Origin of the sequence: Arthrobacter sp. KNU-44, from assembly GCF_051843155.1 — a bacterium.
Taxonomy (GTDB): Bacteria; Actinomycetota; Actinomycetes; order Actinomycetales; family Micrococcaceae; genus Arthrobacter.
On record NZ_JBPXNG010000003.1, the window covers coordinates 1 to 22160 of the forward strand.

The following is a 22160-nucleotide window of genomic DNA, read 5'->3' on the forward strand; positions in this document are numbered from 1 at the left end:
GTACACCACACACTGGGACGAACTGCCGATCGTCAAGGCCGCTTGACGGCTACGCCGTCGCCAAATCCACCGGTTCGAGCAACCGCGGATCTTCACGCGGTGCCGTGCGCACGTTGTTCAACTCCCGGCTGACCGGGTGGGTGTGAAGCTTGGAGGCAATGCCGTCCGAACAGGCCCGGACATCCCTGAGCAACGCTGCCCCGTCCTTCGGTCCAAGCTCCTCCGGGTTCAGCCAGGAACCCATCAGCTCCGGGTCCAGGAAGAGCGGCATCCGGTTATGGACCTCCCCCGCTGCATCCTTCCCCTGGACCGTGATGACCGTGTAAGTCTCATCCGGCGACCACAGGCCGGCGGCCAGAAGGAGCGGCGCAGCCGGGTCATGGATGAAGATCGGCACTTTGTACTTCGGCTTGGTCTCGATCCACTCGAAATAACCGCTCATGGGCACGACTAGGCGCATCCCCGAACGGTAGAGGTTCTTCCAGACCTCAAAGAAGTGGATCGAACTCAACCGGGCATTCTGCATCGGCCTGCCCAACCGTTCCGGGGCCGGATCAGGAACGCCCCACCGCAGCAACGCGCCCTCTCGCTGCAGCTCCGCACCGTCCACCAGCCGCTCCCGCACTACCGGTGCTGAATTAGTGATCGCCAGGCTGTACGCAGGCTCCCAGGCCAACGCGCTGGCCGGGAAATGAACCCCCAGCGTCTTGGCCAGATCCTCACCTGATTTTCCGATGGCATAGCGTCCACACATTCCCCTATTCTGCGGCACCACCCAGAAAGCACCGTGTCCGGCCGCGCCAGGGAAAAAGAATGTCCCGCCGGAATGGGGGGTACCGACGGGACTGAACCACCGTACCAGTGCCGGATGGCAAAGCAGTCCGGGCAAGTCCCCCATGGCCCAAGCCTCAACGCTGCCGGCCCCCCGACACCTGAGCCGGGTCTTTCAGCTTTGGACGATACACGACGGCAGGGCGGGGCCACCTTGACCAGGGCACAGGAACCCACGGGGCCGGCCGGGTCTTAAGGCGCTGGGGGGATTTGCGCTGAGGTGCTAGCCGTTCTGACACCACATCCACCGAGCGCCGCGCACGCCAGAAACGACACCGCCAAGACTCACACGGAAGAGAAAATCCCCGGGAAATCAAGGAAAACCATTGACCTCTAACACTTCTAATAGTACTATTAGAAGTGTTAGAGGAGTCGAAAGGGAGACTGACAATGAACACGGAAAATGCGGTCGTCACGGTGTACACGAAGCCTGCCTGTTCGCAGTGCCGCATGACCTTCCTGGCGCTGGACAAGAAGGGCATCAGTTATGAGTCCGTAGACGTCACCACTTCCCCCGAGGCCCTGGAATACATCACCGAGGATCTGGGCTACTCACAAGCCCCGGTGATCGTGGTGAACGCCGACGAGGAAAACCACTGGAGCGGCTTTCGCCCCGACAAGCTCGACCAGCTGGCGGCCGCCCTCCACATTTCCCAGCCCTAACAGTTCTTTTAGAAGCAAAAGAGGCAAATCCCATGAACGAGACAACACAGCAGCTCAGCCAGGCGGAAACCAATCGCCTGATCCGAGCCGACCTGAAAGCCTGCTTTCCCGGAACCCGCTTCACGGTACGCGCCGCGAACGGTGCCGGCATCACGCAAACAGTCATCGGCTGGGAAATCGGCTACCAGCCAAGCTCGGCCGACTTTGACGGCCACCACTCCCCCGCCACCTGCCTGCTGGCCGCCGGCCCGACCCAGGCGGACATTGACGCCCTGGCCGCCCGTTACAGCTCCTGGGAATGGAGTGGTGAGGACGGCGTAAGAGACGTTGCGCCCGAACGCCTGGTGTCCACCGAGGCCGGCAAACTCCCGGCCCTCATCCGCTACGGTGCCGGCAACGTAGCTGCATATCCCAGCTACAAGAATCTTGACCTCTAATACTTCTAATAGTACTATTAGAAGTATTAGAGGTACTTTAGGAAGAGGGGACCGAAAATGACGATCATCACCCACTCCCGCAAGACGGGCACGCTTATCGAGGGCACCGCCAAGGGCGACGGCTCCAACATCATCCTCAAGGCCGGCGGCTGGCGCTGGTCCCGCAACCTGGGCGCCTGGTACGTACCCAATTCCCGGGACCGGGCCGCACGCGCACACCTCATCAACGGCACAGCCGAGCAGCTGCGTGCCGCCGGTTTCATTGTGGATGTGGACATTGACGACACCGCCCGGCCGGCCGCTGAGGTGGAAGAGGGCAAGGCCGAGCGCGCGGGGGAGAGGGCCGAAGCGTTGGTCGCCAAGGCCGAGCGCAGGGCCACCGCCGCCGAACGGGCACAAGAGGCAGAGCGCAAGGCCGCTGCGCGGCTACCCGAAGGGGGAGAGCCGATCAAGATTGGCCACCACTCCGAAACCCGGCACCGCAATGCAATCGCCAAAGCAGACCGAGCCGCGCGCCGCGCAATCGACGCCGGCACCGAAGCCAAGCAGGCCGCCGAACGCGCCGAGACGGCCGCCCTCGCCACCGTGCGCCGCTACAACCCCGTCACGGTCGCCAACCGCATTGAGACGCTACAGGCAGACAAGCGCCGGGCGGAGCGCCGGCTGAACGGTCACACACGAACCGTCTTCACCGTGGGGGAGCGGCGCCACACCGAGAGCCACGACCCCGCCCAGGGCGGCGCGGCCGAGCTCCTGCGGGCGCGCATCCAGGAACTGGCCGACCAGATCAACCACTGGGAAGGTGTGCGGGCCGAGCAGGTCAGCGCCGGCCACGCCAACAACTATGGACCCGAGAACATCAGCAAGGGGGACCAGGTGAAGTTCCGGGGCAGCTGGTACGAAGTCCGCCGCGTCAACCGGAAATCAGTCACCATCCCTTCGATCGTCGGCGGCAGCTGGACGGACACGGTGCCCTATCACGAGCTATCGGGCCACCAGCCGGCAGCCTTCTAAGATTGACCTCTTTCACTTCTAATAGTACTATTAGAAGTGAAAGAGGCATTCAATGAACTTTCCCGTAACAGTGGCGGAATGGCGCGGAATTTGGTGGACAGTTCCAGCCTTGACGCAACTAATAGAGGTATTGGAGGTATTTATATGAGCGCGCAAATCATTGCCGTATGTAACCAGAAGGGCGGCGTCGGCAAGACGACCGTGACCGCCGGCCTAGCGGAAGTGCTGGCACACCGCCTGCGAAAAAGGGTTCTCTTGGTGGACATCGACCCGCAGTTCAACGCAACAAGCAACATGGGCGTCAGTGACGCGGAATTCACGCTGAACGACGTTCTGGCCGGGGGAGAGGGCAGCGAGGTCATCCCCGGAGTCATGGCTGACGCCGCCGTTCACGCCAGCCCGGACTGGCAGGCGGACGCCGACAAGGGCCAAGACTGGCCTGTTGTGCACCTGGTGGCCTCTGAACGCGCCCTGGCCGGGCGGGAGCAGGACCAGATGATGGGCAGGGAACACCGGCTACGGATCGCCCTTGACGGCGCGACGGAGGCTTACGACGTCGTTCTGCTGGACTGCCCGCCGTCACTTGGCCAGCTGACCATCAACGCCCTGGTGGCCGCAGATACGGCCCTGCTGGTCACGGAGCCGCGCGCCGCCTCAGTCGAGGGTCTTTCGGAAATCGTCAAGACGCTGGGCAGCGTCCGCCAGTTGTTCAATCCCGGGCTTTCTTTGGCCGGCATCGTCGTCAACCGTGTCAGCAAGCGGAAACTCGACCAGGCCGAATGGATCGAGAAGTTGGAAGCCGACTACGGCCCCCAGCTGCTGCCGCCATACCTCCCGGAGCGTGAGGCGTTCGCCAAAGCCAATTCCGCAGCCGTGCCGCTGAGTAACTACGGCACCAGCGGCCGGGAGCTGTTAGACGGCCTGGAAGAAATTGCACGCACGATTACGAAGGAACACTAAGACCATGCCAGAGAACCGCCGCCGGGGGAGCGCCCCGGACAAGGAAGCCCTGGCCGCCCTGGGCACCGCGGCCCCGTCCCGGCTGCGCAAGGCAGCGCCCAGTGATGTTGTCAGTGAACTGGCCAGCCAGCCGGCCCCGGCCGCTGTGCAGCCGGCGGCCACGCCAGCGGCCGCGCTGGCCAAGGACAAGCCGGCCGCGAAGGCGGCACCGAAGAAGACGAGCTTCTACCAGCTCGAAGAGGATGCGGACCGGATGCGCGCCGCCTACATGAACACGCAGATGCACACCCGCTACCGCTCTCTGAGCGAGTTCATCAACATGGCCATTGACGAGAAAGTCAGTGCCCTTGAGAAGACTTACAACGGCGGCCAGGAATGGCCCCCGCTGGCCGCCCGCGAGATCCCCCAGGGAAAACCCCTGGGCAACTAAACCCCGCGAGCAGAAGAGGACACGACCATGGACGAGGAAACACCCGAAGTGATCCGCGCGGCGGATGACGCTTACGAGGCAATCCGAACGATCAACCACTTGACGATCACTCAGGTTCACGCTGCCCCCATCGTCTACAGCGTCTTGGGCAACCTCAAGGGAGTGGGGCACATGCTGCCCCAGGCGTGCACCCAGCTGGCCCGGTCTCTTGGCCGCTCCCTGGACGAGTACACCGTGTACGAGGACGACGGGCGCGACCCGGTGCAGAGCGTGGCCACCGCCACGGACCACCTCACCAGGGCGGCGCAGCTGGCCGCAGAACTCGGAGCCGAATTGGAGAAGGCGCAGAGCGCCATTTCCCGCCAGGGCTACCGCGACAACTAGCCCGGAACGATGGCCCGTGACACGCCTATCAGCCACTGATAGGCTTACCTATATAGGAGGTTTGGACATGACGATCACCACCAGCCCCGAAGCTGCACTTGTGAATGCTCGCCGCGCCCGGGCACGCCGGGAACTGGGCGGCCTGGATTACATCAGGGCCGTTCGGTCCGCCGTGGAGGCCGGAGCCGGGCAGCGAGAGATCGCCCGCGCTTTGGGTATCCAGCAGCCGTCCGTCAGCCAGCTGCTGGCGCAGGCGGATGTCAGGGGAGTGAAGCCGATCCCGGAGGGATTCAGTGGAGCCAGCCCCTACGAAATTGCAGAGCGCTACGCGGCCGGCGACATCGACCGCGACACCATGATCCGCGAACTGTCCGCATGGCCCTACGTGAAGAACGAGGGATTGGCCGCAGCGCAGGCCGAGTGGGACTCCACGCCTTACCCGGATACCCCCGGCTCCTTTGAAGAAGTCGGGCAGGCACGGGATGAAGGACTCATCGACGGCGAGGCCTACGACCTGATTCTGGACGCCTCGGACGAAGTCCCCGCATCCGAATGACTACGCTGTAAAGCGTGACTACCGAAGACCAGGCCGCAGTACACCGCGCCCATCTGGAGCGCTTAGGCGAAGACGGCGGACCCCTCACGGCCCATAGTCAGCACGCCACCAGCCAGAACCCCGAATGGTTCAACGTGCGCCGGGGAACGCCGCTCGACGTCCGCCGGCAGCTCCACGTGGAGATCCTTGCGGTCTTTACCGAGTCGCACCCCGAGGTGCGCAAGGACAAGAAAGCAATTGTCCTTGCCGGCCCTCCCGGTGCCGGAAAGTCCACAGCGCAGAGTGCGCTCATCAAGGAGACGCGGACGCAGCCTGAACACTGGCTCTCGATCAACCCGGACGACTTCAAAGACCTTCTGTTGGAGCAGGCCCGCCAGGACGGCAGCTATGACAGTTACCTGGTACCCGACGAAGTGCGCGAGCTGGAAGCGGCGGGGGAGAAGTTCTATCCCCGCGAACTGGCGGCCCTGGTCCACAATGAGTCCTCCATACTTTCAAAGAAGGCCACCAACGAGGCCATCAAGCGCGGTGACAATGTGATCATCGACGGCACCCTGGGCAACGAAAAGCAAGCCAGAATGCTACTGGATAAGCTCGCAGCCGCTGGTTACGACGTGAAGGTGGCCGACGTCGAAACGACCCAGGCCGTCAGTGAAGCGCGCACCATGGGCCGCTGGGAACGCGGCTACCTTGACGCTGAGAACGGCGCGGCAGAGGGCCCTGATGCCAAGCTGGGCGGTCGCTGGGTTCCTCAATCATTCCCGGCCTCACTGTTCACCACGCCGGAAGACAAAGAGTCGAAGTGTGCAGCCAACGCCGCCGCAGTCGCCGCCGACTATGGCTGTGTGAGTGAATATGTTGTCTACCGCGTTGCGGACCGGCATTCCGGCCCCGTGCTGGAATCCAAGCAGGGCCGTACGAAGCCGAACGGGCCGTTGGTTGACGGCGACACCCTTACCGCCGTCCGGACGGCGGCAACGACCCGTGCAGCGCCGTCCAAGGGCCGGCACGCGTCCGGTCAAGACTTCGGGCGGTAACGCCATGGAGTACTCATCCTGGGCCGGCATCGAACCCGGAGATACGCCGGGGAAAGCTTGACTCTCCCATAGCCAGCCAAGGCTTCGAGAGTGCCCGTCACGAAATAAACAGCGACCAGACGTTTGCCACAGTTCCGATGAGTAGGCCAAGTCCAACCAGCCAAACTTGAGCACCCAGCCCGCTAGCAGCGTGCATGTAGATGAGGCTCTTAACCAGCTCGGGCATATGGTTCATCTCGTTGTAAGTGAACATTTGCTTTCCGGTCCGCCGCCACTCCTCGATCTTCTCCTGCTGGCGGTCGGTCGGGCCACCGATCAACTGAACAAAAGCATCCGCCGGTTCGCGCTCGTACTTCTCGTCAATGGCTTTCAATCGTCCCAACAAGTCATCGTTCGCTTGCACGTCGCGACGTAGTACAACCCATGCCCATAGGATTGCGCCGAACGAAATAGCAAAAGCTAGGACGTTCATGACCACCAGCAGTGTTTTCATGATGACGATTATGGCAGCGTCCTCCGACACACGTTCTCCCAACCAATGGGATGCAAGTCAGCCGACGAGACAGAGAGGCAACCCAGCAAACACATGGTGGCCGCACTACCAGGACTCAGGACTCGCACAATCTCCCATTACAAGGGGGGTGAGGACCAATGCTCCGGAAAAGTCACGCTTAGACCGGCGTCCGGTAGGGGATCCCTCAGCGTGCATGGGATTTCGAGCATCGACGACCGCAGGAAGCTTCTGTGCGGCGAGTTCAGAATGGCGGTTTCCGGGCCACGTCCAAGGGCTGGACCATCATCGAAACCGGCACGGACTCCTACCGCCTCGCCCACACCGCTGCCCAACAAACCGCTGGCTGGTTTCCCGACGGAAGCAAGGCTGTGGCGATCGCCATTGGTAGGGTGCATTTCAACTGGCACCATATGGTCGCACCTGAAGAGCGACTGCAAAGAACCAGAGCATAAGTACTACGGCGATGACTGCGGCTGGGCGATTCCATTTGGTTGTGACGCGCGCTCCGTGCTGCCCGCTCGAACGCCTGTTGAGCCAGGCGGTGGTTACGGGATCCTGGCCTGACGGAATCTCGAGTGAGTCTCCCTCCTCGTCGCTTGTTCTCGTGGAGTCGGGAACGGGGATGTACGTACGGCTTCCCACGGCATTGCTGCCGGGAGGAGCACTCACTTGGCTGACATATTTTTTGCCCCCTGCCTTGATGATGACTTTGTACCGGTTTTGGAGGTCATCGATCGCCGAGAAAGGGATGTAGAGGGTCATCAGCCCGTTGCACATTTCCAACCCGGATTCGGCGATCGTCAGACGAGGCAGCCATGCATTGGCGAAAACCATCCAGGACATGAAGGCGAGCCAGGGGATCGAGACGTCGCCAAAAGCGTCCTTCCCGTTGAGGAGAAGCTGGGCACCAATTCCGATAGCGGCGACGACCCAAACGGCCACCGTCAATTGGCGTCCCCGGTGCCTCCGGAAGGTGAGGGACGCTTCGATGGGTCCCTGCTCGTCGTGTGCCATGGACTCATCGTGCCAGACAAGACCCAAGAAGTATCGCCGTTTTACTGTCCGGAAGTGCCGGCGTTACCCCGGCAAACACGGGCCTGACAGCGAATCAAGAACAGTAATGCGGCTCATGTCCTGGCACTGGAGATATTGGCTAGGCTGACGGTAGGGCAAACCGAGCCAGGTACCGTTGTCGCTCGTGGTGAAAGGGACGAAGGTGGACGCAGATTTCGTGGGAGGTTTGCGCTTCCCTTGGTTTCAGGAGATGGCTCGTCCATATGTCCTGATGACCATCACGGAAGAGCAGATTGGATTCCATCTCCGCTACGGGTTGAGGCATCTATTCGGAGGCCCGTGGCTTGTCGAACGGCAGCGCATAGCCACTGTCTATCCCGAGCGACGTGGACTCCTGTCGAACGTCAAAATCATTGAAAGGGGTGGCCTCGCCTGGAAGTTTTGGACATCGCACCCTGACGACGTGGTGCATGCGCTAGGTGAGTGTGGTTACCCCGTGGTAGCCGATGCCCCAACTTCCAGATAGCAACACACAAGCCATAGCGGAGGTCCACATGGGTCTTCCGGCAGCATCCCTGCCGGGGCATGCCACTTCTGTTGGTCTGAAAAAGAGACAAGCCAGATGACCGCACGGCCGTTGTACACATCGTCCCGCTGGAGGATCCCGCTTCGGGCATCCCTCTGTTACGTTCGGAACATGCTCGTCGTCCTGCGTGGAAACTCCGGATCCGGTAAGAGCACCGTCGCGGCGGCTCTACAACAAGCGCTGGGCTGGCCGACTGCGATCCTCAGTCAAGATCATTTCCGGCGGATCGTGTACCGGGAGCGTGAACAGGAGAGCCTCGCCCACGCGGACCTTCTCGAAGTCGCGGCAGCTCACTGCCTCCGCGCCGGGCATCACGTCATCCTCGAAGGTATATTCAACGCGGAGCGGTATTCGGCGATGCTCGAACGCACCGCCGCCCAGAGCAACGACGCGAGGTTCTTTGCCTTCGACCTTACGTTCGATGAAACGGTCCGCAGGCACGCTATGCGGCCACAAGCGACAGACTTCAGCGAGGACGAGATGCGGGCCTGGTACCACGGCTGGCAGCCGTTATCTTTCGTAGAAGAAGAGCGCATCAATGCATCGGAATCGCCCAGCCGAATTGTGGCGCGCATTCTCGGCGCGGACGCCCGATAGCCGATCCCTTACGAACAGTGGAATCCACCTACATATCCGGAACTGTTATCGCCGCAAGATCCAGTCCACGGGGTAGCCGAGCTCCTCGAGAGTTAGAAGCAGAGGTTCTGGAGGAGCCGCAAAGACGTAGATCTCAAAACCTTCTCCACGGATATGGATGCGCCTAGAAAACAACGCACGAGTGGTGAACACCTCGGAGACTTGGTCCCTGCGGAAGTGCCATGGCCCGAAAATAAGCCCAAGACCAAACCGAAACCTAAAATTCAGTTCCTCCTCGGTCGCGGTGAGCTCGACCAGCGGCATCGTGGCCCGGATAGTCCGGTACTCGATTCCGACAATAATTCGATAAGGTTCCATCGGCCTGCGTCTCCCCGGTCCGCTGAGTGTATTCGGCAAAAGTACTGCCCGAGTGCAGAAAAGTCGCGTTCCAGCCACGAACGGTGCATATGTCGTTAGGTGGTGATCTGATCCAATCGCTTAGTCAGGTCCAGCGCAGGGTGGTCAGTCTCCGTGAACAGAGGGGCACTATCGATCTCCCAGTCCAGGGTCCCCATCCGCCCGGTGAGGGATCCTTCACCGGACGCCGTCGTTCAAGTGCTGGAACATAAGGTGGTCCTGCCATATGCCCGCGATCTTCAAATACTTCGGGGCGAGTCCGTACTGCTGAAAGCCTGTCTTGGCCAAGACGTTCTGAGAAGCGACATTTGCAACCAATGTTTCGGCTTGTACTCGATGAAGTTCCAGGTCAGTGAAGGCGGAGGCGACTGCTGCTCGGACGGCCTCAGTTGCCAGGCCCCTGCCTGTTCGGTCCTCCGAAAGCCAGTACCCCATGTTGCAGGATTGGAAGGGACCGCGGGTGATGCCGCTGAGCGTCAAGCGCCCAGCTACCGCGCGGTCGTCATCCAAGATGACCCAGGGCATCACGTCACCGAGCCCGTGACGTGCCAGTGCTGCCGCGACTTCGGCGCGCTGACCTTCCACCGTGAAATAGTCCTCAGTCCGAGTGGGGTCCCACACGGACAAGAAATCGCGGTTGCGTACTTGCAGTTCAGCCAGGGCTTCACAGTCCCCGGTGGTGATGAGCCGGATGCGTAAGGTCATAGTTCTACCTTTCCAGATCCAGTCCCGCCTCTGTGGTCATAGGCATGTTGCGTTGCAGTCGCCCGTCAGAGCTGATCCTGATGTACCTGCTTCGGCCAAGGACGAATCGACCAGCTAGGCGGTTTGGATAAGAAGCGGCGGCAATTCCGCGAGACTTTGGATTGTCCCTTGGCGCCTGGTGCCTTCGCGGTTGAGATGGATGGCTTGCAGTCCCGCGTTCCGGGCTCCGTCGATGTCGACCCGGTAGTTGTCCCCGACGTAAAGGGTCTCTCCAGGCGGTACCGTCATGAGACGGCAGGGCTGCATGAAGGCCTCCCGTGCCGGTTTGGCGTGGTTTGTGAGTTCGGAGCTGAAAATTCGGTCCAGGAGTGGTTCTAGTCCTATTCTCTTGATTTTCGACGTTTGCTGGTCGTGGTTCCCGTTGGTGATGACGCCCACCGGCATGCCGGCGGCCCGGAGGCTCTGCAGGGCGGGTGCCGCGTCTGGAAACGCCGTCCAGGCTTCCTCGTAGTTCTGCAGGTAGGTGGTGAATAGTTCGTCTAGTCGGGTGTTTGTTTGGGGGACGGAAAGCCCGGCTAGCGGGAGAAAGTGGCGGAGCCGCTCCCGGCGCTGTTCCTGAAAAGAGAGTTCCTTGGCAAGGAATCGGTTGTAATTATCTTCCTCTATTTCAAACCACCAACGTGTCAGTTGGGCGGAACGCTCCGTTCCAAGATGGTGAAGGAAAGCGTCCACTCCGGCCCGGGCGGATGCCGGATGATCGAAAAGGGTGTTGTCCAGATCGAATAGGACGGCTCGAATTTTCACCCGCCCAGCGTAGCCGCTGTTCCTAGATGCTTCGTGATCGAAGGCTGGGAAGGCATTCCCGCCGCGACGAATAATCCAGGGCTGATTCAACGCACGGTAAAGGATCCTTTACCGGTCATCCATTCAGTCTTCCGCTTCATTGTGTTGAGTTGTCCCTACGGGTAGCGAGCACTCTAGCTAGGAAGCTAACTGCTTAGTTACCGTGGGCTATCAGAATGTTCGCTGTTCCGCGTGGTCCCGTTTGCCAGAGGACAAAGCCAACATGGTCCGATTGTGGCCGCGGCGGCAACTTCCCCGTTCTGGGACGGCGCGGTGATTTGGGGGTCATGAATGAATGCCATGCCGATTATGATTCTTGGTCCGCGAAGCAGACGTTCGCGGACCGGCGTTCAGGGAGTCAGCCGCAATGGCAGGCGATGAGGAAGAGTCCGCTCTCGTTACCCGGGGCCTTGAGCAGCTTCGAGTGTCTCGGTTGCGCTGGGTCATCCTTGTCGGAGGTTGTGTGGGTGCGGTGGTGGTGTTCGTGATGGCCGGTGCTGTGCTGTGGAGATGGTGGCCATGGCGGGCGTGGATGGTGCCGGCGTTGCTCATCCCCGTGCTATTTGTGCTTTTGGCTGTCTTCTCGCTCAACGCCCCGGAACGAATCAGAAGGCGGCTGTGGGTCCGACGTGTGATCCTGCTTGTCCCGCCCCCGCTGGGCGGCCTCCTCGTGGGGTGGGCATTTAGCGATTTCATTGGTTCCAGCGGGTTTTACGGTGGGCTAGTCGCCGGTCTGGCCAGTGCCCTTTACAACATCTTGAACGGATGGCCACGCAAACCGAGCGCCACCCCATGAGGAACGTTCGGCGCACTCGGGTATTTCAGAGAGCCGGCAACGTCGGCCGAGTCATCCAGATCATGGACAAGAACGGCACGAACAAAAGCGAAATCGTGCTCCTGTAGCGATTAAACGGCGATGTCCCCGGCCCGCGGCCGGGGACATCGCCGTTTACGGCGCCTTGGTGCCGGCCCCGCTATAGACGCTACGGCGTCATAGTATGAGGGCATTTGGCTCACTCCAGAGCGCAGGCTGTTGGCCTTCTAAGCTTCTGAGAAGCTCCCAAGCGATCTGTCGAAGGCATGCCGGAACAGGGGAGCCAGGAGATGTTAGCTCAACGTCGGGACGGTCCGCGAGCCGGCCATCTTGGCTACCCCAAGTCAGGCTCACTTGGTCCTTGTTCCCTCCGGCATGGACACCAAGAGAATTGGCCTTCGTCAGGGCGTGATAGTCCTCGTCGAGCCCAGGGTCAACGTGGGCTCCTCCGTCTTGATTCGCCGTCGTGCACACCAGACGCTTCCTGCTGAAGTGATGACCGATCGAGGGGACGCTCACGACTGTTTGGTCCCACCAGGATTCGATCTTTTGGTGCATTCCGGGGGCGCGCGGCGCCTTTCGTCCATTGATGAGCTCATGCACTTGCGTCCGAACATCGGGCTGGATCCGGTGAAGATTGTTCCCAAACGCTGGTATGTAGGAGTTCTTGAATGACTCATGGTCTCCGACAACTTCCATGTGAACGCCAGTTAGGCCGAAGGTAGGCGCCTCCAAACCCGGCACGACCTCACCGGCAGAGTCCAAGACGTACAGCTTCTCGCGCAGCCCCACCTGGCCAAGGAGGGAATGAGAATTCGAGGTCTGGTGAATAAGGAGACGAAGAGAGGTGGCTATTCTCAGGGCCTCTATTGTCTCGCCATCGTCGAAGGCTTTGCACGAGGCGACCAAAAGGCGGATCTGCACCCGGAGGGCTTCCATGGTGTCGTCCGGTGTGCGTGCAACTTTTCCAATAGCCATGAGGTCAGAATAGTGGGCAGGTCGCTGAGACGAAGGGACCCGACCAGCTCCCGGACCGCGCCCGTTAGCCGGTCCTCCACCGGACAGCACTGACGCTGACCGGCCTTCCTGAGGTTCCGGGCCGCGGACCGTCCCGTATGACCAGTCCGGTGAACTGACCGGTGAGGGGGCCATATGTGGCACACTGCTACACATGGCTGAGCTACTGGTCGGTTATGCGAGAGTCTCCACCGACGAACAAGACCTCACCGCACAGCGGGATGCGCTGGCAGCCTTGGGTGTTGAGTCCAAACGGATTTATGTCGATCATGGCCTCACCGGTCGAGACAGGAACCGTCCAGGGCTGCGTGAGGCTCTGGCCGCCTGCCGCGCCGGGGACACCTTTGTCGTGACGAAACTGGACCGGCTGGCCCGGTCCGTCCGGGACGCGCATCAGATTGCTGACGACCTCGCTGGCCGTGAGGTGAAACTCAGCATCGGTGGTTCGGTGCATGATCCTGCGGACCCGATGGGCAAGCTGCTGTTCAATGTCCTGGCGATGGTCGCCGAGTTCGAGGGCGACCTCATCCGGGCCCGTACCCGCGAAGGCATGAAGGTCGCCAGGGCCAAGGGCCGGCTGCGCGGGAAGCAGCCCAAACTCTCACCCAGGCAGGAAGCGCACCTGGTCAAGCTGCACACCGCCGGTGAGCACACTATGTATGAACTCGCCGAACTGTTCTCTGTTGGCCGTTCCACGGTTTATCGCGCCGTCGAACGGGCGCGCCAGAAAGCCGGAATCCCAGACGCCTCCTGACACTCGGTCGCAGCCAGGGATGAACGGTCGAAAACCGCCACACAGAGCTGTGAAAAATCGCCATTCTCGGTTAACAGTCACACCGGCGCGGCCGGCTGTGGGGGCCCGGGCGCGCCAGAAAGCCGGAATCCCAGACGCCTCCTGACACTCGGTCGCAGCCAGGGATGAACGGTCGAAAACCGCCACACAGAGCTGTGAAAAATCGCCATTCTCGGTTAACAGTCACACCGGCGCGGCCGGCTGTGGGGGCCCGGGCGCGTTAGCCCTTTGGGCCCAGTTGCTCAGCTAAGGCGACCCACGCAGACCACGCTACTCCGCCGCCGCCCAGTCCAACGAGAAGACCCCCGGCGACGATGCACTTCTCTCGCCAGTTGGATTTCACGAGGCCCAGTCTTTCCGTTGCCCCGAACATCAGCAGGAACCCACCGACGCCAGCGAGGGTGGCGGATAAAGCATTTCCAGCTACGCTCCCTACCTTCGATAAAAGGATCCCGTCGACGACTAGTACGGCCACCGCTAGGATCGTGAGAACAATCAACAAGGCCCAGACGTTTATCCTCGAATGTTTGTTGTCCAAATCTGCTCCCAGGCTTGGGCCTGGTCCCGGTTTGCTCGAAGTCATGTGTCGCGTGTCTCCCCATTTTGTAATCTGTTCACTGGCCCATTTTTCCCGGCCTTCTATACAGTAGCGGCGGTAGTCGGCTTCCCTGGGGCAGGTCAAAGTGTCAAGCAAACCTTAACAGCCCCCGGACACAGCCCCCGCCTGTCAGCGGAATAGAATCTCTGACCGAGTTTGATAGAAAGGTGTGATGGACGAGGGCATAGCAAGATGACGGACTGGCAACAGTTTTGTATTGAATTGGCAAAGGCGATCGTGCCGCTCGCAGCATCCGTCCTCTCGTTCGTTTTAGGCTGGTGGCTCAACGGCAGAACTGACGAGCGCAAAGAAGAATCGATCAGAGCCCGCGAAGAGATTGGGCGCCGGTCTGAGCGGGGTCAGAAGCGCGAGGACCGTCGCGAAGCCTTCGAGCTCGAAGTCACGAAAGAGCTACATACGGCCCTGCTCACGTATGCCCGGAGTGAGTATTTGGTGCTGCGTTCTCTTGAAAAGCAGGCTGACGAGAATGGAGCCATTAGGGATGCACGCATCGGATCCCAAGAGGATTCAGACGCTCTGGTCGCCACCCAAGACCTCAGTCGCTTGGAAGCCCTCGTACTTGACGATGACATCCGGGCGAGCGTCAAGCGAGTGAAGGAAGCTTTCGGACGTTCCGCGTTCGTACGGTCACTCGCAGAGGCCGCAGCCGTTCGCGCCGATGGCGTTGCTGCCCTCGAGCCCGCGCAACAAAAGGTTGGCGAAAGGATTCGGCAGCTCTACTTGGGGTCAAGTACCTTTTCCTAATTATCCTGACAGCCTCTTTGCACGGTACAGGCCAACGGGTGTCCGGCAAGATTCTGGTGGTTTGTGGTCGTGAGTGTCGCCGTCGCCGGCTGTGGTAGTCTCCGCCAGTTACCAAGTCGGAAGACCCCTGAGCGCCTTAAAAGCTGCGAACGACTTCACGGTTCCTGTGCCTGCGTTGGCCCGGCCCCGGTCGGCAGATGTGTGTCGTCCCGGATGAAAAGACCCGGTTACGACGGCGGGGGAGACGGCCGTCCTAGGCTTGGACCATGGGAAACTCTGCCGGTTTTCCCCGCGCCGCGTGTTCCGAGGATGGGCACGTCCGCCGGTTGTCTTCGGTGACGTTCGTGGCCGTGGTGACCTGGCGGTTGTGTGCAGGCGGTCAGCTGGTTCCTGTTGTCCATCATGTGTGCAGGAAAAGCCCGGAGGGTAGAGCTTTTGCTGTGCATATGTGGGCGAGAGGCTACCCGTGGTGCGTCGGCTCTTAGTGGGGTTCCGACGCCTCCGGCGTCGGAGTGGTTCGACGTGTTGCGCGCTTGCGTACGCGCAGCTTCTTCTCCGGTTCGCTGAGGCCGGCCGAGCGCAGCTCGTCGGCGGTCCAGCCCGCGGTGAGTGCCGCCTGGTAGCGGCGAGCGTCTTCGTCTTCGGCCGCGCGCAGGGTGTCGCGTGCGTCGGCCACTTTCTGCCTCGACTTGACCAGCTCCCGCACAGAGTCCATGCGGTTGCTGAGGCGTTGCTGCAACTCGTTTTCGATCTTTTCTGCATCAATGTGGGTAGCCATGGCACCCAGTCTAACCGAGCGCGTTTTCAACCCGCCAGGACTGCTGAATAGAGACAGACGGCGAAGCCGTTCACGCTCCGTTTGCGAAGGTGAGTTTCTCTTCATGAATCCATCAGGCGGAGCAAGCTATACACTTATGTGCCATAAGTGGGCCTGATCCTCGACTTCGTGTCGAGGATGCGTCACACTGGATGTGTGATCCCGGAGAATCCGGGGCGCTGCGCTGGGCATGGAAAGGCGGTACTGCAATGGCCGAGGAACAGAGTTCCAGCCGTCGCTTGAACCGTCGTCGCCGTGCGAACATCGACGGTGAAACCCAATACGTGCGCGTGTCCATGTCGGAGCAGGAGCGGACCCGCCTTTACGTACTGGAAGAGCAGACCGGCCGCAGCCCCTCAGAGATCCTGGTCAGTGCTGCCCTGTATGCGCAGTCCTCCGATTCACTGGCCGAGCGTCGCGCCCTGGCAACTGAGTTCATGGCGGCACGCCGCTACCTCGCTGCACTGTCCAACAACGTGAACCAGCTTGCGAGGCATGCCAACGCCACCGACGAGTTTCCCGAGGAAGCCCGCGTGGCCCTGGGCCGCGTGCGTGCAATTGCGGACCGGATGAACGGCATCATCGACGGGTTGGCCGGCTGATGATTCCGAACATCACCAAGGGTGACCGCATGGCCGGACTGCTGGTGTACTTGGCAGGGCCGGGCCGTGCCAACGAACACACCGATCCGCACCTGGTGACAGGTTCCGCGCCGATCATGGCGTGGCACGACGACGATCAGCTGAACCGCGACGCTGCCTTGTCGATCGCGCACCAGCTCGACCAGGCGAAGAACGTTCTGGGAGTGGACGTCAAGGGCGGTCACGTATGGCATTGCTCCCTGAGCCTGCGCGCCGAGGAAGGCGACCTGACAGACCAGAAGTGGGCAGAGATCGCCAATGACTTCATGGACGAAATGGGATTCACGGAGGCCAGTGGCAAGGCCCCGGTCTCGTGGGTGGCAATCCGCCACGGCCACAGCAAGGCCGGTAACGACCACATCCATATTGCCGCTTCCATGGTGCGCGAAGACGGCACCAAATGGAGCAGCCACCTCGACTTCAAGAGGGCGCAGGAATGTGCGCGCACGTTGGAGAAGAAGCACGGTCTGGAAGAGCTTTCGCCGGTCTACGCCATGCGCGGGTTGCGCCCGGGCGAACGCGAAGCCGCAGAGCGACGAGGCGCACAGGAACCGGAGCGCCGTTCACTGGCCCGCAAGGTCCGGGCCTGTGCCACTGCCGCACAGGATGAGGCGGAGTTTGTGCGCCGGTTCCGCCGTACCGGTGCCATGATCAAACCGCGTTTTGCAGCAGGACGTGACGATGTTGTGGTGGGCTACTCCGTGGCCGAGCGTCCGGCCAAGGGCGTGCGGCCCGTCTGGTACGGTGGCGGCCACTTGGCCAAGGACTTGACCCTGCCCAGACTGCGCGGCGCTTGGAACGACAGCCCGCAGCTGGCGACCGAGGCTGTAGCCGAATGGGGAGCCGCAGCGCGCGGCCGCCGGCCCATCAACATCGGGCGTGAAGGACACGAACCGGACCCGCAGATGTGGGAACGGTACAGCAGTGAGATTGCGCAACTGCGCGAGAACCTACGCAACGTTCCGTTGGATGATCACAACACCTGGGCACAGGTGGCACGCGAAACCTCCGGAGCTTTCGCGGCATGGTCCACGGCCACCGAGGCAACACCGGGACCACTCGCGGCCGCTGCGGACGAACTGTCCAAGACAGCCCAACTGCGCCGCTACCCGGTGCGCCCCATCAAGAGTGTCGGACCGTCCGCCAGGGGTGCGTCGATGCTCCTCATGGCGGCCACCATGGGCGGCACGGGAACCACTGCCCAGGCCATCATGCTGCGCCAGCTATTGAACGTCGCCAAGGCCGTCCACGACATGCACAAGGCATCCAACGACCTGCGCCGCGCACAGCAGATCAACGACCTGGTACGCAAGCAGCTCAGCCAGGTTGCCGCCGCCCTGCCGAGCATCCCCGGGCCGGTGCAGGCGGTGGACGGCGAGGCGGCCGAAGCTGTACGCACGAGCGCCGCAGGGCAGACCCAGGCACGTGCCGCCGGCTCCGTTGTTCCACCCAAGTACGAACAGGCACGCACCCACGTAACCACCCGTGGCGGGATCACTCGCCCGGACATTGAGAGATAACACCAGGAGGGGGAACCATGAGTGAATCTGACGGCATCGAGGAAGCTATCGAGGGCATGTCACGCGTCGGGCTGACCGTCGCCGGCCGACTCGGTGAGCAGGTGGCCAGGGCACATGAGCAGGCCCTGCGCCGCGCGCAGGCGGCCGAGGAACAGCAGGCCCGGGAGTTGCAGGCCAGGTTCGACGCGGAGCGCGCAGGAGCGCGTGCACAGCTCGCCCCGGCCATGGACAACCGCTGGTGGGACACCGCCAGCGGACGCGACATTGAGCGCGTCCACGAGGCAGCTACGGCATGGAAGGACCACGACCCCGCGGCACGCAACGCGGCCGAGACGATCCGTGACCAGGTGCAGCAACGCTACGGGCTGGACGTGGACAACCTGGGCGCTGATGAAACGTCCGTGGCGACCGCACTGGCCAAAGCGGAGCGTGACCGGGACCAGGCCGACAAGGAACGCGGCACCGGCAGTGAAGAGAACGCCGAGGCGGCGCAGCTGCTCGCTGAGGCTGACCGGGAAGACCGTGCCCGCCAGCAATCCACCAATGAGGAGAATGAACGCCCCGAGGCGCTGCGTGACGAGGCTGGTCTCACCTACGACTCGGCCAAGCGTCGCGAGGGACTGGCGGCGAGCCTGGACGGGATCGCGGACAAGGAAGCTGTTCAGGCTCGGCTCAGCGCCGACCAGGACCAGGGCACCCCGCCCAGCGCCGCGGTGGCCAACGCTCCAGGGCGCAGTCCGAAGGCCCGCAAGACACGCGGCACCAACGGCCAGACGAAGCTCCTGCAAAAGGGCATGGGACGCTAGGCGTCTCGCATCAGTGTTTAGACTGCGCGTTGCTCAATTTCAGTTTGAATCAGCTGGATGGCTTCGGCTTGCAAGGTGTTTGCGCGATCGAGGTTTACCCATGCATCAAACGCTGCCCGTCCCGATTCTTCGGGGACCTGGGGCAGGATGATGTTCTCAACGTCACCGCTGTAGACGGCGTCTACAACTGAGCCACAAGAAAGAGCGCGGACCTGGAGCTGTGCCTGACGAGTAGAGAACGCTAGGAAGAGTGATCCCGGGTTGGTGCCGGGAAGGCACTTAATCCTCATCACGTGGTTGTTTGCGAGCCACCCCGCTCTGGATTCAGTGATGAGGACGGGGATCGCCATTCTTTCGTCCGCCCGGCCTTCGGCCCCGAATGCGATCATGCCTTGGAGGAGTTCATATTTCGTGAAATCCACGGATCGAGCTGCAAGATAGCGCATGTTAACTGGATTGGTTTGGAGGAGCTGGCGGCCAGAAACGATGGGACGTCCGTAAGCTTCGTCAACGTAGTACCGGGTGTATCGTCCAGGGATGTTTGCCTCTGCGATATCCCCGCATCTCGTGCCGCCAGCGGCCAGCAGTGCTGCACGGGTTCTTGATACCTCGGGGTCATGGCGAGCCGCGTCCAACCGTCCATTGAGCTGGCTGGCAGATACGGACCAACCCTCTTTCATTGCGGCGTCTCGGGTTTCGTATGGGGCGTTGTCTTCAATCTCTTTAACCAGCCGGGCGATTTGCAGCCGGGCAGCTTCGCGCAGTTGCAGCGACTGCTGCACACGCGCAGAGACTGACGACACGAAGGCCGGTTCAAAGAAGGGAACTTCAACCGCACCCATGTCATCTGCCGACAAGTGGTCAATGACTCCGCCAGTCTTGTTACGCGTCAACAGGGCCTGACCTGTGGGCGAGCTTAGGAAAGCGAAGACATAGTTGCGAATGGTGGCGTCTTGGATGCTTAGCCGCAGCATGTCGTCGCTGAGAGCAAACTGAGCTATGTACTCGTCCGCAATTGCCAACGGGCCCAGGTTGCGGCCTGAACAAGTCTGCAGGATCGTCCCCGCCTGTGGCATCAGCGCCGCAGCAGAACCTTCGGTAGCGGACAGCAGGTCCGCAGCTTCAGGAAGGTAGTCGAAGACATCGTAAGGCCTGAGGTAAGGGATGCTGGACTCCCCTGGCCCGGCATAGACCCTCTTCGTGCGGCTCGTGGGGGCAATGGAACCCAATCCGTTTTCCCCGCCAACGGTCTGGGTATCGATGCCCAACGCCTTCAGCATGACAAGCCGCTCCGCAGCTTGCACTCCCGGCGAGCAGTGAAATTTAGCGTCGAGTCTCAAACCCTCGCGGGCAAAGCGAGAGCGGACTGGGGCAATAATCATGATTGTTCACCCAACCAGCGGAGATACGCCGTCGCAACGTCCGGGAGTTCGTCGTCCACTTGTCGCTCCCGGACCTCTATCTCCTTGAGGATTTCCTCCCCGGTCTCGGGATCGATCTCGCTTATGGTCTCGGTGCGCACTGCTATGGCATCAGCGCCTTCCGCCGTGCGACGGTAGATGGTGTTGCCGCGCTTGTCATGGCCGATTTTCTCTCCGACAGCCATGAAAATCGGATAGTCGAGACCATCCGACTGCGCGATCGCTTTCTCCTCAGCTGAAAGCCGGCGCATGACAACGATGGACGTCTGAGTGTCGTTTCTTGGCTGGAAGAGGTCGCGATGCATATCGACTACAGCCAGAATCTGTACGTTCTGCAGCAGCCAAGTGCGGACGTACGCTAATCCTGGGTTGTTGAGGATGCCGTTGGGAATGACCATTGCCATTCGGCCGGTGCCTTCGCGCAGAAGCTGAATGCATCGTTCGATGAATAGAATTTCTGGCGGCTGAGATTTCTGCAGAACGGGGATGCCGTTCGCGTTTCGACGGATACTCAGCTGCCCGTTTTCGTCCTTATCCCACATGGCGGCCAGCTCGTACTGGGCCAGAAGATCCTCGTCATCGATGACGATGTTGGCCCCGAACGGCGGGTTTGAGACTATGACATCAACGGACCCGTAGCGGATTTTCTCTCGCAGCGACTGCTCCCAGGTATGAGGACTTTCAAGGCTGTTCGCCTGCCAAAGGCCACCCGACCCATCGTTGTTCATAACCATGTTCATTTTTGCTGCCCGAACAAGCCCAGGGTTGAGGTCAATTCCGTTGACGCAGCTGGACAGATATTCGGTCCTACGGCGGTAGAGTTCCTGCCGCTCTTCCTCAGTTCCCGCGGCGGGATCCATCCAGTTCTTGCGTTCATCGGCTTCGATGAACGCAAGAGAGTGGTTCATGGCTGTGATGAGGAACCCGCCGGTACCGCACGCCGGGTCAAGCACCACCTCCTGGGGCTGAGGATTGAGCATGGTGACCGCCATACGGCAGGCATTTCGGGGCGTGAAGAATTCGCCACGGTCTCCCCGAAGATTCGAGCCCACGATCTCTTCATAGGCCACACCCTTGACATCAACGGGCGAGGCCAGGAGTGAAAAGGCTTGGAGTTGGCTAACCACGTAAGCAATGACTGTCGGTTTGAGGTCGATGATGGCGTCATTGGCCGAGAAAATGCTCGGGTACTTACTGACCACGCGGCGCGAAAAGAGTTCCTGGATGCGGCTCTTGGCCGATCCGGCCATTGTGGCGTTGCTGCGTTCGCTCGCTGTTACGTAGAAGCTGATTTCAGGGGACCGCTCATCTTCGATCTTTGTGAAGATCAGCTTGAGCAGTTCCCAAAAGGCCTCGGGCTTCTGTTTGCCTTCGTTGGCCGCAATGAAGTTGTGGCACCGGCGGAATGCAAACATGAGGTTGTCCGCGGTGGCCGGACGTAAGTCGCGTCGATGGGGCCGTTGGGCGTCGGCTTCACTCTGACCGAAAGCCGGGATCTCGATGATTTCTTCGTACGTAAAGCCAGTTGCATTGCTGCGCTTTGCAAAGCAGTACCTGTCGTCGCCGTTGGTCCACAACCCGTACTCTGCGTTGAGGCATGAAGCCATGTAGGACTGCAGCTGCTCGATGCCTTCCTTTCTGTTCGAGGGACTGGTTCCCGGCTTCTTCGTTTCAACGATCAGGAACACGTTCTCCTGTTTGTGTTCCAAGCCGTCCCGGAAGATAGCAATGTCAACACGTTTGCGGCTTGACCCCACTTTGATGGAGAACTCAGGCGCGCAGTTTCGTGCGTCATAGCGGTACTGCCGCACGACTGCCTTCTCAAGGTTTTGCCGAACGTACTCCTCAGGCGTGTCGTTGACGATTTTCCCTGTAAGGAAGTCGGAGACCTTGCCGTCCGGGACGGAATCGACTACGACAACGGAGGGCGCGAGGGATGTTTGGGTGGCAGGCACTTTAGCTCTTTCTTGACGGGGCTGGAACCAGACTACCGGGGCGCCC

The 22160-nt window shown here is 61.1% G+C and carries 24 protein-coding genes; 15 read left to right on the forward strand and 9 right to left on the reverse strand.

All coding sequences use genetic code 11. From position 1 onward, the window contains the following. Positions 1-49 precede the first annotated feature (49 nt). Positions 50-754, reverse strand: a complete 705-nt coding sequence (locus ACSVHC_RS23450) for an SOS response-associated peptidase family protein (RefSeq protein ID WP_439181418.1) — start codon at positions 752-754, stop codon at positions 50-52. A gap of 467 nt (positions 755-1221) precedes the next feature. On the opposite strand from ACSVHC_RS23450, the gene nrdH reads away from it, so the two are divergent. The 8 genes from nrdH (at position 1222) to ACSVHC_RS23490 (ending at position 6312) form a co-directional block, all read left to right on the forward strand. Beyond that, positions 1222-1494 carry a glutaredoxin-like protein NrdH gene (gene nrdH / locus ACSVHC_RS23455; protein ID WP_439181420.1) on the forward strand — a complete coding sequence of 91 codons (273 nt, stop codon included), beginning with the start codon at positions 1222-1224 and terminating at the stop codon, positions 1492-1494. A gap of 32 nt (positions 1495-1526) precedes the next feature. Further along, positions 1527-1931 carry a hypothetical protein gene (locus ACSVHC_RS23460; protein WP_439181421.1) on the forward strand — a complete coding sequence of 135 codons (405 nt, stop codon included), beginning with the start codon at positions 1527-1529 and terminating at the stop codon, positions 1929-1931. Positions 1932-1988: 57 nt separating this feature from the next. After that, complete coding sequence (locus ACSVHC_RS23465; protein WP_439181422.1) at positions 1989-2945, forward strand: DUF3560 domain-containing protein; 957 nt, start codon at positions 1989-1991, stop codon at positions 2943-2945. A 144-nt stretch (positions 2946-3089) separates the two neighbouring features. Beyond that, positions 3090-3905 (forward strand): ParA family protein, encoded by an 816-nt coding sequence (locus ACSVHC_RS23470; protein ID WP_439181423.1) that lies wholly within the window; start codon positions 3090-3092, stop codon positions 3903-3905. 4 nt (positions 3906-3909) lie between these two features. Then, the gene (locus ACSVHC_RS23475; protein ID WP_439181424.1) at positions 3910-4335 is read left to right on the forward strand and encodes a ParB family protein; all 426 of its coding nucleotides are present in this window, start codon (positions 3910-3912) and stop codon (positions 4333-4335) included. A 27-nt stretch (positions 4336-4362) separates the two neighbouring features. Then, positions 4363-4719, forward strand: coding sequence for a hypothetical protein (locus ACSVHC_RS23480; RefSeq protein WP_439181425.1), 357 nt, complete (start codon positions 4363-4365; stop codon positions 4717-4719). A 67-nt stretch (positions 4720-4786) separates the two neighbouring features. After that, positions 4787-5275, forward strand: a complete 489-nt coding sequence (locus ACSVHC_RS23485) for a helix-turn-helix domain-containing protein (RefSeq protein ID WP_439181426.1) — start codon at positions 4787-4789, stop codon at positions 5273-5275. 14 nt (positions 5276-5289) lie between these two features. Further along, positions 5290-6312, forward strand: a complete 1023-nt coding sequence (locus ACSVHC_RS23490) for a zeta toxin family protein (RefSeq protein WP_439181427.1) — start codon at positions 5290-5292, stop codon at positions 6310-6312. Positions 6313-6409: 97 nt separating this feature from the next. On the opposite strand, the gene ACSVHC_RS23495 is transcribed toward ACSVHC_RS23490, so the two are convergent. Further along, a complete protein-coding gene (locus tag ACSVHC_RS23495; protein ID WP_439181428.1) occupies positions 6410-6805 on the reverse strand; it encodes a hypothetical protein in 396 nt (131 codons plus the stop codon). A gap of 417 nt (positions 6806-7222) precedes the next feature. After that, the gene (locus tag ACSVHC_RS23500) at positions 7223-7840 is read right to left on the reverse strand and encodes a hypothetical protein (protein WP_439181429.1); all 618 of its coding nucleotides are present in this window, start codon (positions 7838-7840) and stop codon (positions 7223-7225) included. A gap of 697 nt (positions 7841-8537) precedes the next feature. Here ACSVHC_RS23500 and ACSVHC_RS23505 point away from each other — a divergent pair. Continuing rightward, positions 8538-9023 (forward strand): AAA family ATPase, encoded by a 486-nt coding sequence (locus ACSVHC_RS23505; protein ID WP_439181430.1) that lies wholly within the window; start codon positions 8538-8540, stop codon positions 9021-9023. 573 nt (positions 9024-9596) lie between these two features. On the opposite strand, the gene ACSVHC_RS23510 is transcribed toward ACSVHC_RS23505, so the two are convergent. Both ACSVHC_RS23510 and ACSVHC_RS23515 read right to left on the reverse strand, forming a co-directional pair. Next, entirely contained in the window at positions 9597-10124 is a 528-nt protein-coding gene (locus ACSVHC_RS23510) for a GNAT family N-acetyltransferase (RefSeq protein ID WP_439181431.1), read from the reverse strand. A 114-nt stretch (positions 10125-10238) separates the two neighbouring features. After that, entirely contained in the window at positions 10239-10928 is a 690-nt protein-coding gene (locus ACSVHC_RS23515) for an HAD family hydrolase (protein WP_439181433.1), read from the reverse strand. Positions 10929-11732: 804 nt separating this feature from the next. On the opposite strand from ACSVHC_RS23515, the gene ACSVHC_RS23520 reads away from it, so the two are divergent. Continuing rightward, positions 11733-11870 (forward strand): hypothetical protein, encoded by a 138-nt coding sequence (locus tag ACSVHC_RS23520; protein ID WP_439181434.1) that lies wholly within the window; start codon positions 11733-11735, stop codon positions 11868-11870. Between the two features lie 88 nt (positions 11871-11958). Here ACSVHC_RS23520 and ACSVHC_RS23525 read toward each other — a convergent pair whose 3' ends face one another. Continuing rightward, positions 11959-12759: a hypothetical protein gene (locus tag ACSVHC_RS23525; protein ID WP_439181435.1), complete on the reverse strand. Its 801-nt coding sequence runs from the start codon at positions 12757-12759 to the stop codon at positions 11959-11961. A gap of 193 nt (positions 12760-12952) precedes the next feature. On the opposite strand from ACSVHC_RS23525, the gene ACSVHC_RS23530 reads away from it, so the two are divergent. Further along, entirely contained in the window at positions 12953-13552 is a 600-nt protein-coding gene (locus ACSVHC_RS23530) for a recombinase family protein (protein WP_439181437.1), read from the forward strand. A gap of 829 nt (positions 13553-14381) precedes the next feature. After that, positions 14382-14954 carry a hypothetical protein gene (locus tag ACSVHC_RS23535; RefSeq protein ID WP_439181438.1) on the forward strand — a complete coding sequence of 191 codons (573 nt, stop codon included), beginning with the start codon at positions 14382-14384 and terminating at the stop codon, positions 14952-14954. A gap of 481 nt (positions 14955-15435) precedes the next feature. On the opposite strand, the gene ACSVHC_RS23540 is transcribed toward ACSVHC_RS23535, so the two are convergent. Next, positions 15436-15732, reverse strand: a complete 297-nt coding sequence (locus ACSVHC_RS23540; protein ID WP_439181439.1) for a hypothetical protein — start codon at positions 15730-15732, stop codon at positions 15436-15438. 248 nt (positions 15733-15980) lie between these two features. On the opposite strand from ACSVHC_RS23540, the gene mobC reads away from it, so the two are divergent. Genes mobC through ACSVHC_RS23555 form a run of 3 tightly spaced genes read left to right on the forward strand, consistent with a single transcriptional unit; the run spans position 15981 to position 18738 of the window. Further along, positions 15981-16373, forward strand: coding sequence for a plasmid mobilization relaxosome protein MobC (mobC, locus tag ACSVHC_RS23545; protein WP_439181440.1), 393 nt, complete (start codon positions 15981-15983; stop codon positions 16371-16373). Beyond that, complete coding sequence (locus tag ACSVHC_RS23550; RefSeq protein ID WP_439181441.1) at positions 16373-17932, forward strand: relaxase/mobilization nuclease domain-containing protein; 1560 nt, start codon at positions 16373-16375, stop codon at positions 17930-17932. The genes mobC and ACSVHC_RS23550 overlap by 1 nt, the downstream gene beginning before the upstream one ends. Positions 17933-17949: 17 nt before the next feature. Next, entirely contained in the window at positions 17950-18738 is a 789-nt protein-coding gene (locus tag ACSVHC_RS23555; protein ID WP_439181442.1) for a hypothetical protein, read from the forward strand. A 17-nt stretch (positions 18739-18755) separates the two neighbouring features. Here ACSVHC_RS23555 and ACSVHC_RS23560 read toward each other — a convergent pair whose 3' ends face one another. Together ACSVHC_RS23560 and ACSVHC_RS23565 are read right to left on the reverse strand one after the other, a co-directional pair. Further along, complete coding sequence (locus tag ACSVHC_RS23560) at positions 18756-20120, reverse strand: restriction endonuclease subunit S domain-containing protein (RefSeq protein WP_439181443.1); 1365 nt, start codon at positions 20118-20120, stop codon at positions 18756-18758. Further along, positions 20117-22114: an N-6 DNA methylase gene (locus tag ACSVHC_RS23565; protein ID WP_439181444.1), complete on the reverse strand. Its 1998-nt coding sequence runs from the start codon at positions 22112-22114 to the stop codon at positions 20117-20119. The genes ACSVHC_RS23560 and ACSVHC_RS23565 overlap by 4 nt, the downstream gene beginning before the upstream one ends. Positions 22115-22160 lie beyond the last annotated feature (46 nt).

What these genes read in the sequence shown, in the direction of transcription:
- ACSVHC_RS23450 (WP_439181418.1), bottom strand. Translation starts at nt 754, where the DNA reads ATGTGTGGACGCTATGCCATCGGAAAATCAGGTGAGGATCTGGCCAAG.
- nrdH (WP_439181420.1), top strand. Translation starts at nt 1,222, where the DNA reads ATGAACACGGAAAATGCGGTCGTCACGGTGTACACGAAGCCTGCCTGT.
- ACSVHC_RS23460 (WP_439181421.1), top strand. Translation starts at nt 1,527, where the DNA reads ATGAACGAGACAACACAGCAGCTCAGCCAGGCGGAAACCAATCGCCTG.
- ACSVHC_RS23465 (WP_439181422.1), top strand. Translation starts at nt 1,989, where the DNA reads ATGACGATCATCACCCACTCCCGCAAGACGGGCACGCTTATCGAGGGC.
- ACSVHC_RS23470 (WP_439181423.1), top strand. Translation starts at nt 3,090, where the DNA reads ATGAGCGCGCAAATCATTGCCGTATGTAACCAGAAGGGCGGCGTCGGC.
- ACSVHC_RS23475 (WP_439181424.1), top strand. Translation starts at nt 3,910, where the DNA reads ATGCCAGAGAACCGCCGCCGGGGGAGCGCCCCGGACAAGGAAGCCCTG.
- ACSVHC_RS23480 (WP_439181425.1), top strand. Translation starts at nt 4,363, where the DNA reads ATGGACGAGGAAACACCCGAAGTGATCCGCGCGGCGGATGACGCTTAC.
- ACSVHC_RS23485 (WP_439181426.1), top strand. Translation starts at nt 4,787, where the DNA reads ATGACGATCACCACCAGCCCCGAAGCTGCACTTGTGAATGCTCGCCGC.
- ACSVHC_RS23495 (WP_439181428.1), bottom strand. Translation starts at nt 6,805, where the DNA reads ATGAAAACACTGCTGGTGGTCATGAACGTCCTAGCTTTTGCTATTTCG.
- ACSVHC_RS23500 (WP_439181429.1), bottom strand. Translation starts at nt 7,840, where the DNA reads ATGGCACACGACGAGCAGGGACCCATCGAAGCGTCCCTCACCTTCCGG.
- ACSVHC_RS23505 (WP_439181430.1), top strand. Translation starts at nt 8,538, where the DNA reads ATGCTCGTCGTCCTGCGTGGAAACTCCGGATCCGGTAAGAGCACCGTC.
- ACSVHC_RS23510 (WP_439181431.1), bottom strand. Translation starts at nt 10,124, where the DNA reads ATGACCTTACGCATCCGGCTCATCACCACCGGGGACTGTGAAGCCCTG.
- ACSVHC_RS23520 (WP_439181434.1), top strand. Translation starts at nt 11,733, where the DNA reads ATGGCCACGCAAACCGAGCGCCACCCCATGAGGAACGTTCGGCGCACT.
- ACSVHC_RS23525 (WP_439181435.1), bottom strand. Translation starts at nt 12,759, where the DNA reads ATGGCTATTGGAAAAGTTGCACGCACACCGGACGACACCATGGAAGCC.
- ACSVHC_RS23530 (WP_439181437.1), top strand. Translation starts at nt 12,953, where the DNA reads ATGGCTGAGCTACTGGTCGGTTATGCGAGAGTCTCCACCGACGAACAA.
- ACSVHC_RS23535 (WP_439181438.1), top strand. Translation starts at nt 14,382, where the DNA reads ATGACGGACTGGCAACAGTTTTGTATTGAATTGGCAAAGGCGATCGTG.
- ACSVHC_RS23540 (WP_439181439.1), bottom strand. Translation starts at nt 15,732, where the DNA reads ATGGCTACCCACATTGATGCAGAAAAGATCGAAAACGAGTTGCAGCAA.
- mobC (WP_439181440.1), top strand. Translation starts at nt 15,981, where the DNA reads ATGGCCGAGGAACAGAGTTCCAGCCGTCGCTTGAACCGTCGTCGCCGT.
- ACSVHC_RS23550 (WP_439181441.1), top strand. Translation starts at nt 16,373, where the DNA reads ATGATTCCGAACATCACCAAGGGTGACCGCATGGCCGGACTGCTGGTG.
- ACSVHC_RS23555 (WP_439181442.1), top strand. Translation starts at nt 17,950, where the DNA reads ATGAGTGAATCTGACGGCATCGAGGAAGCTATCGAGGGCATGTCACGC.
- ACSVHC_RS23560 (WP_439181443.1), bottom strand. Translation starts at nt 20,120, where the DNA reads ATGATTATTGCCCCAGTCCGCTCTCGCTTTGCCCGCGAGGGTTTGAGA.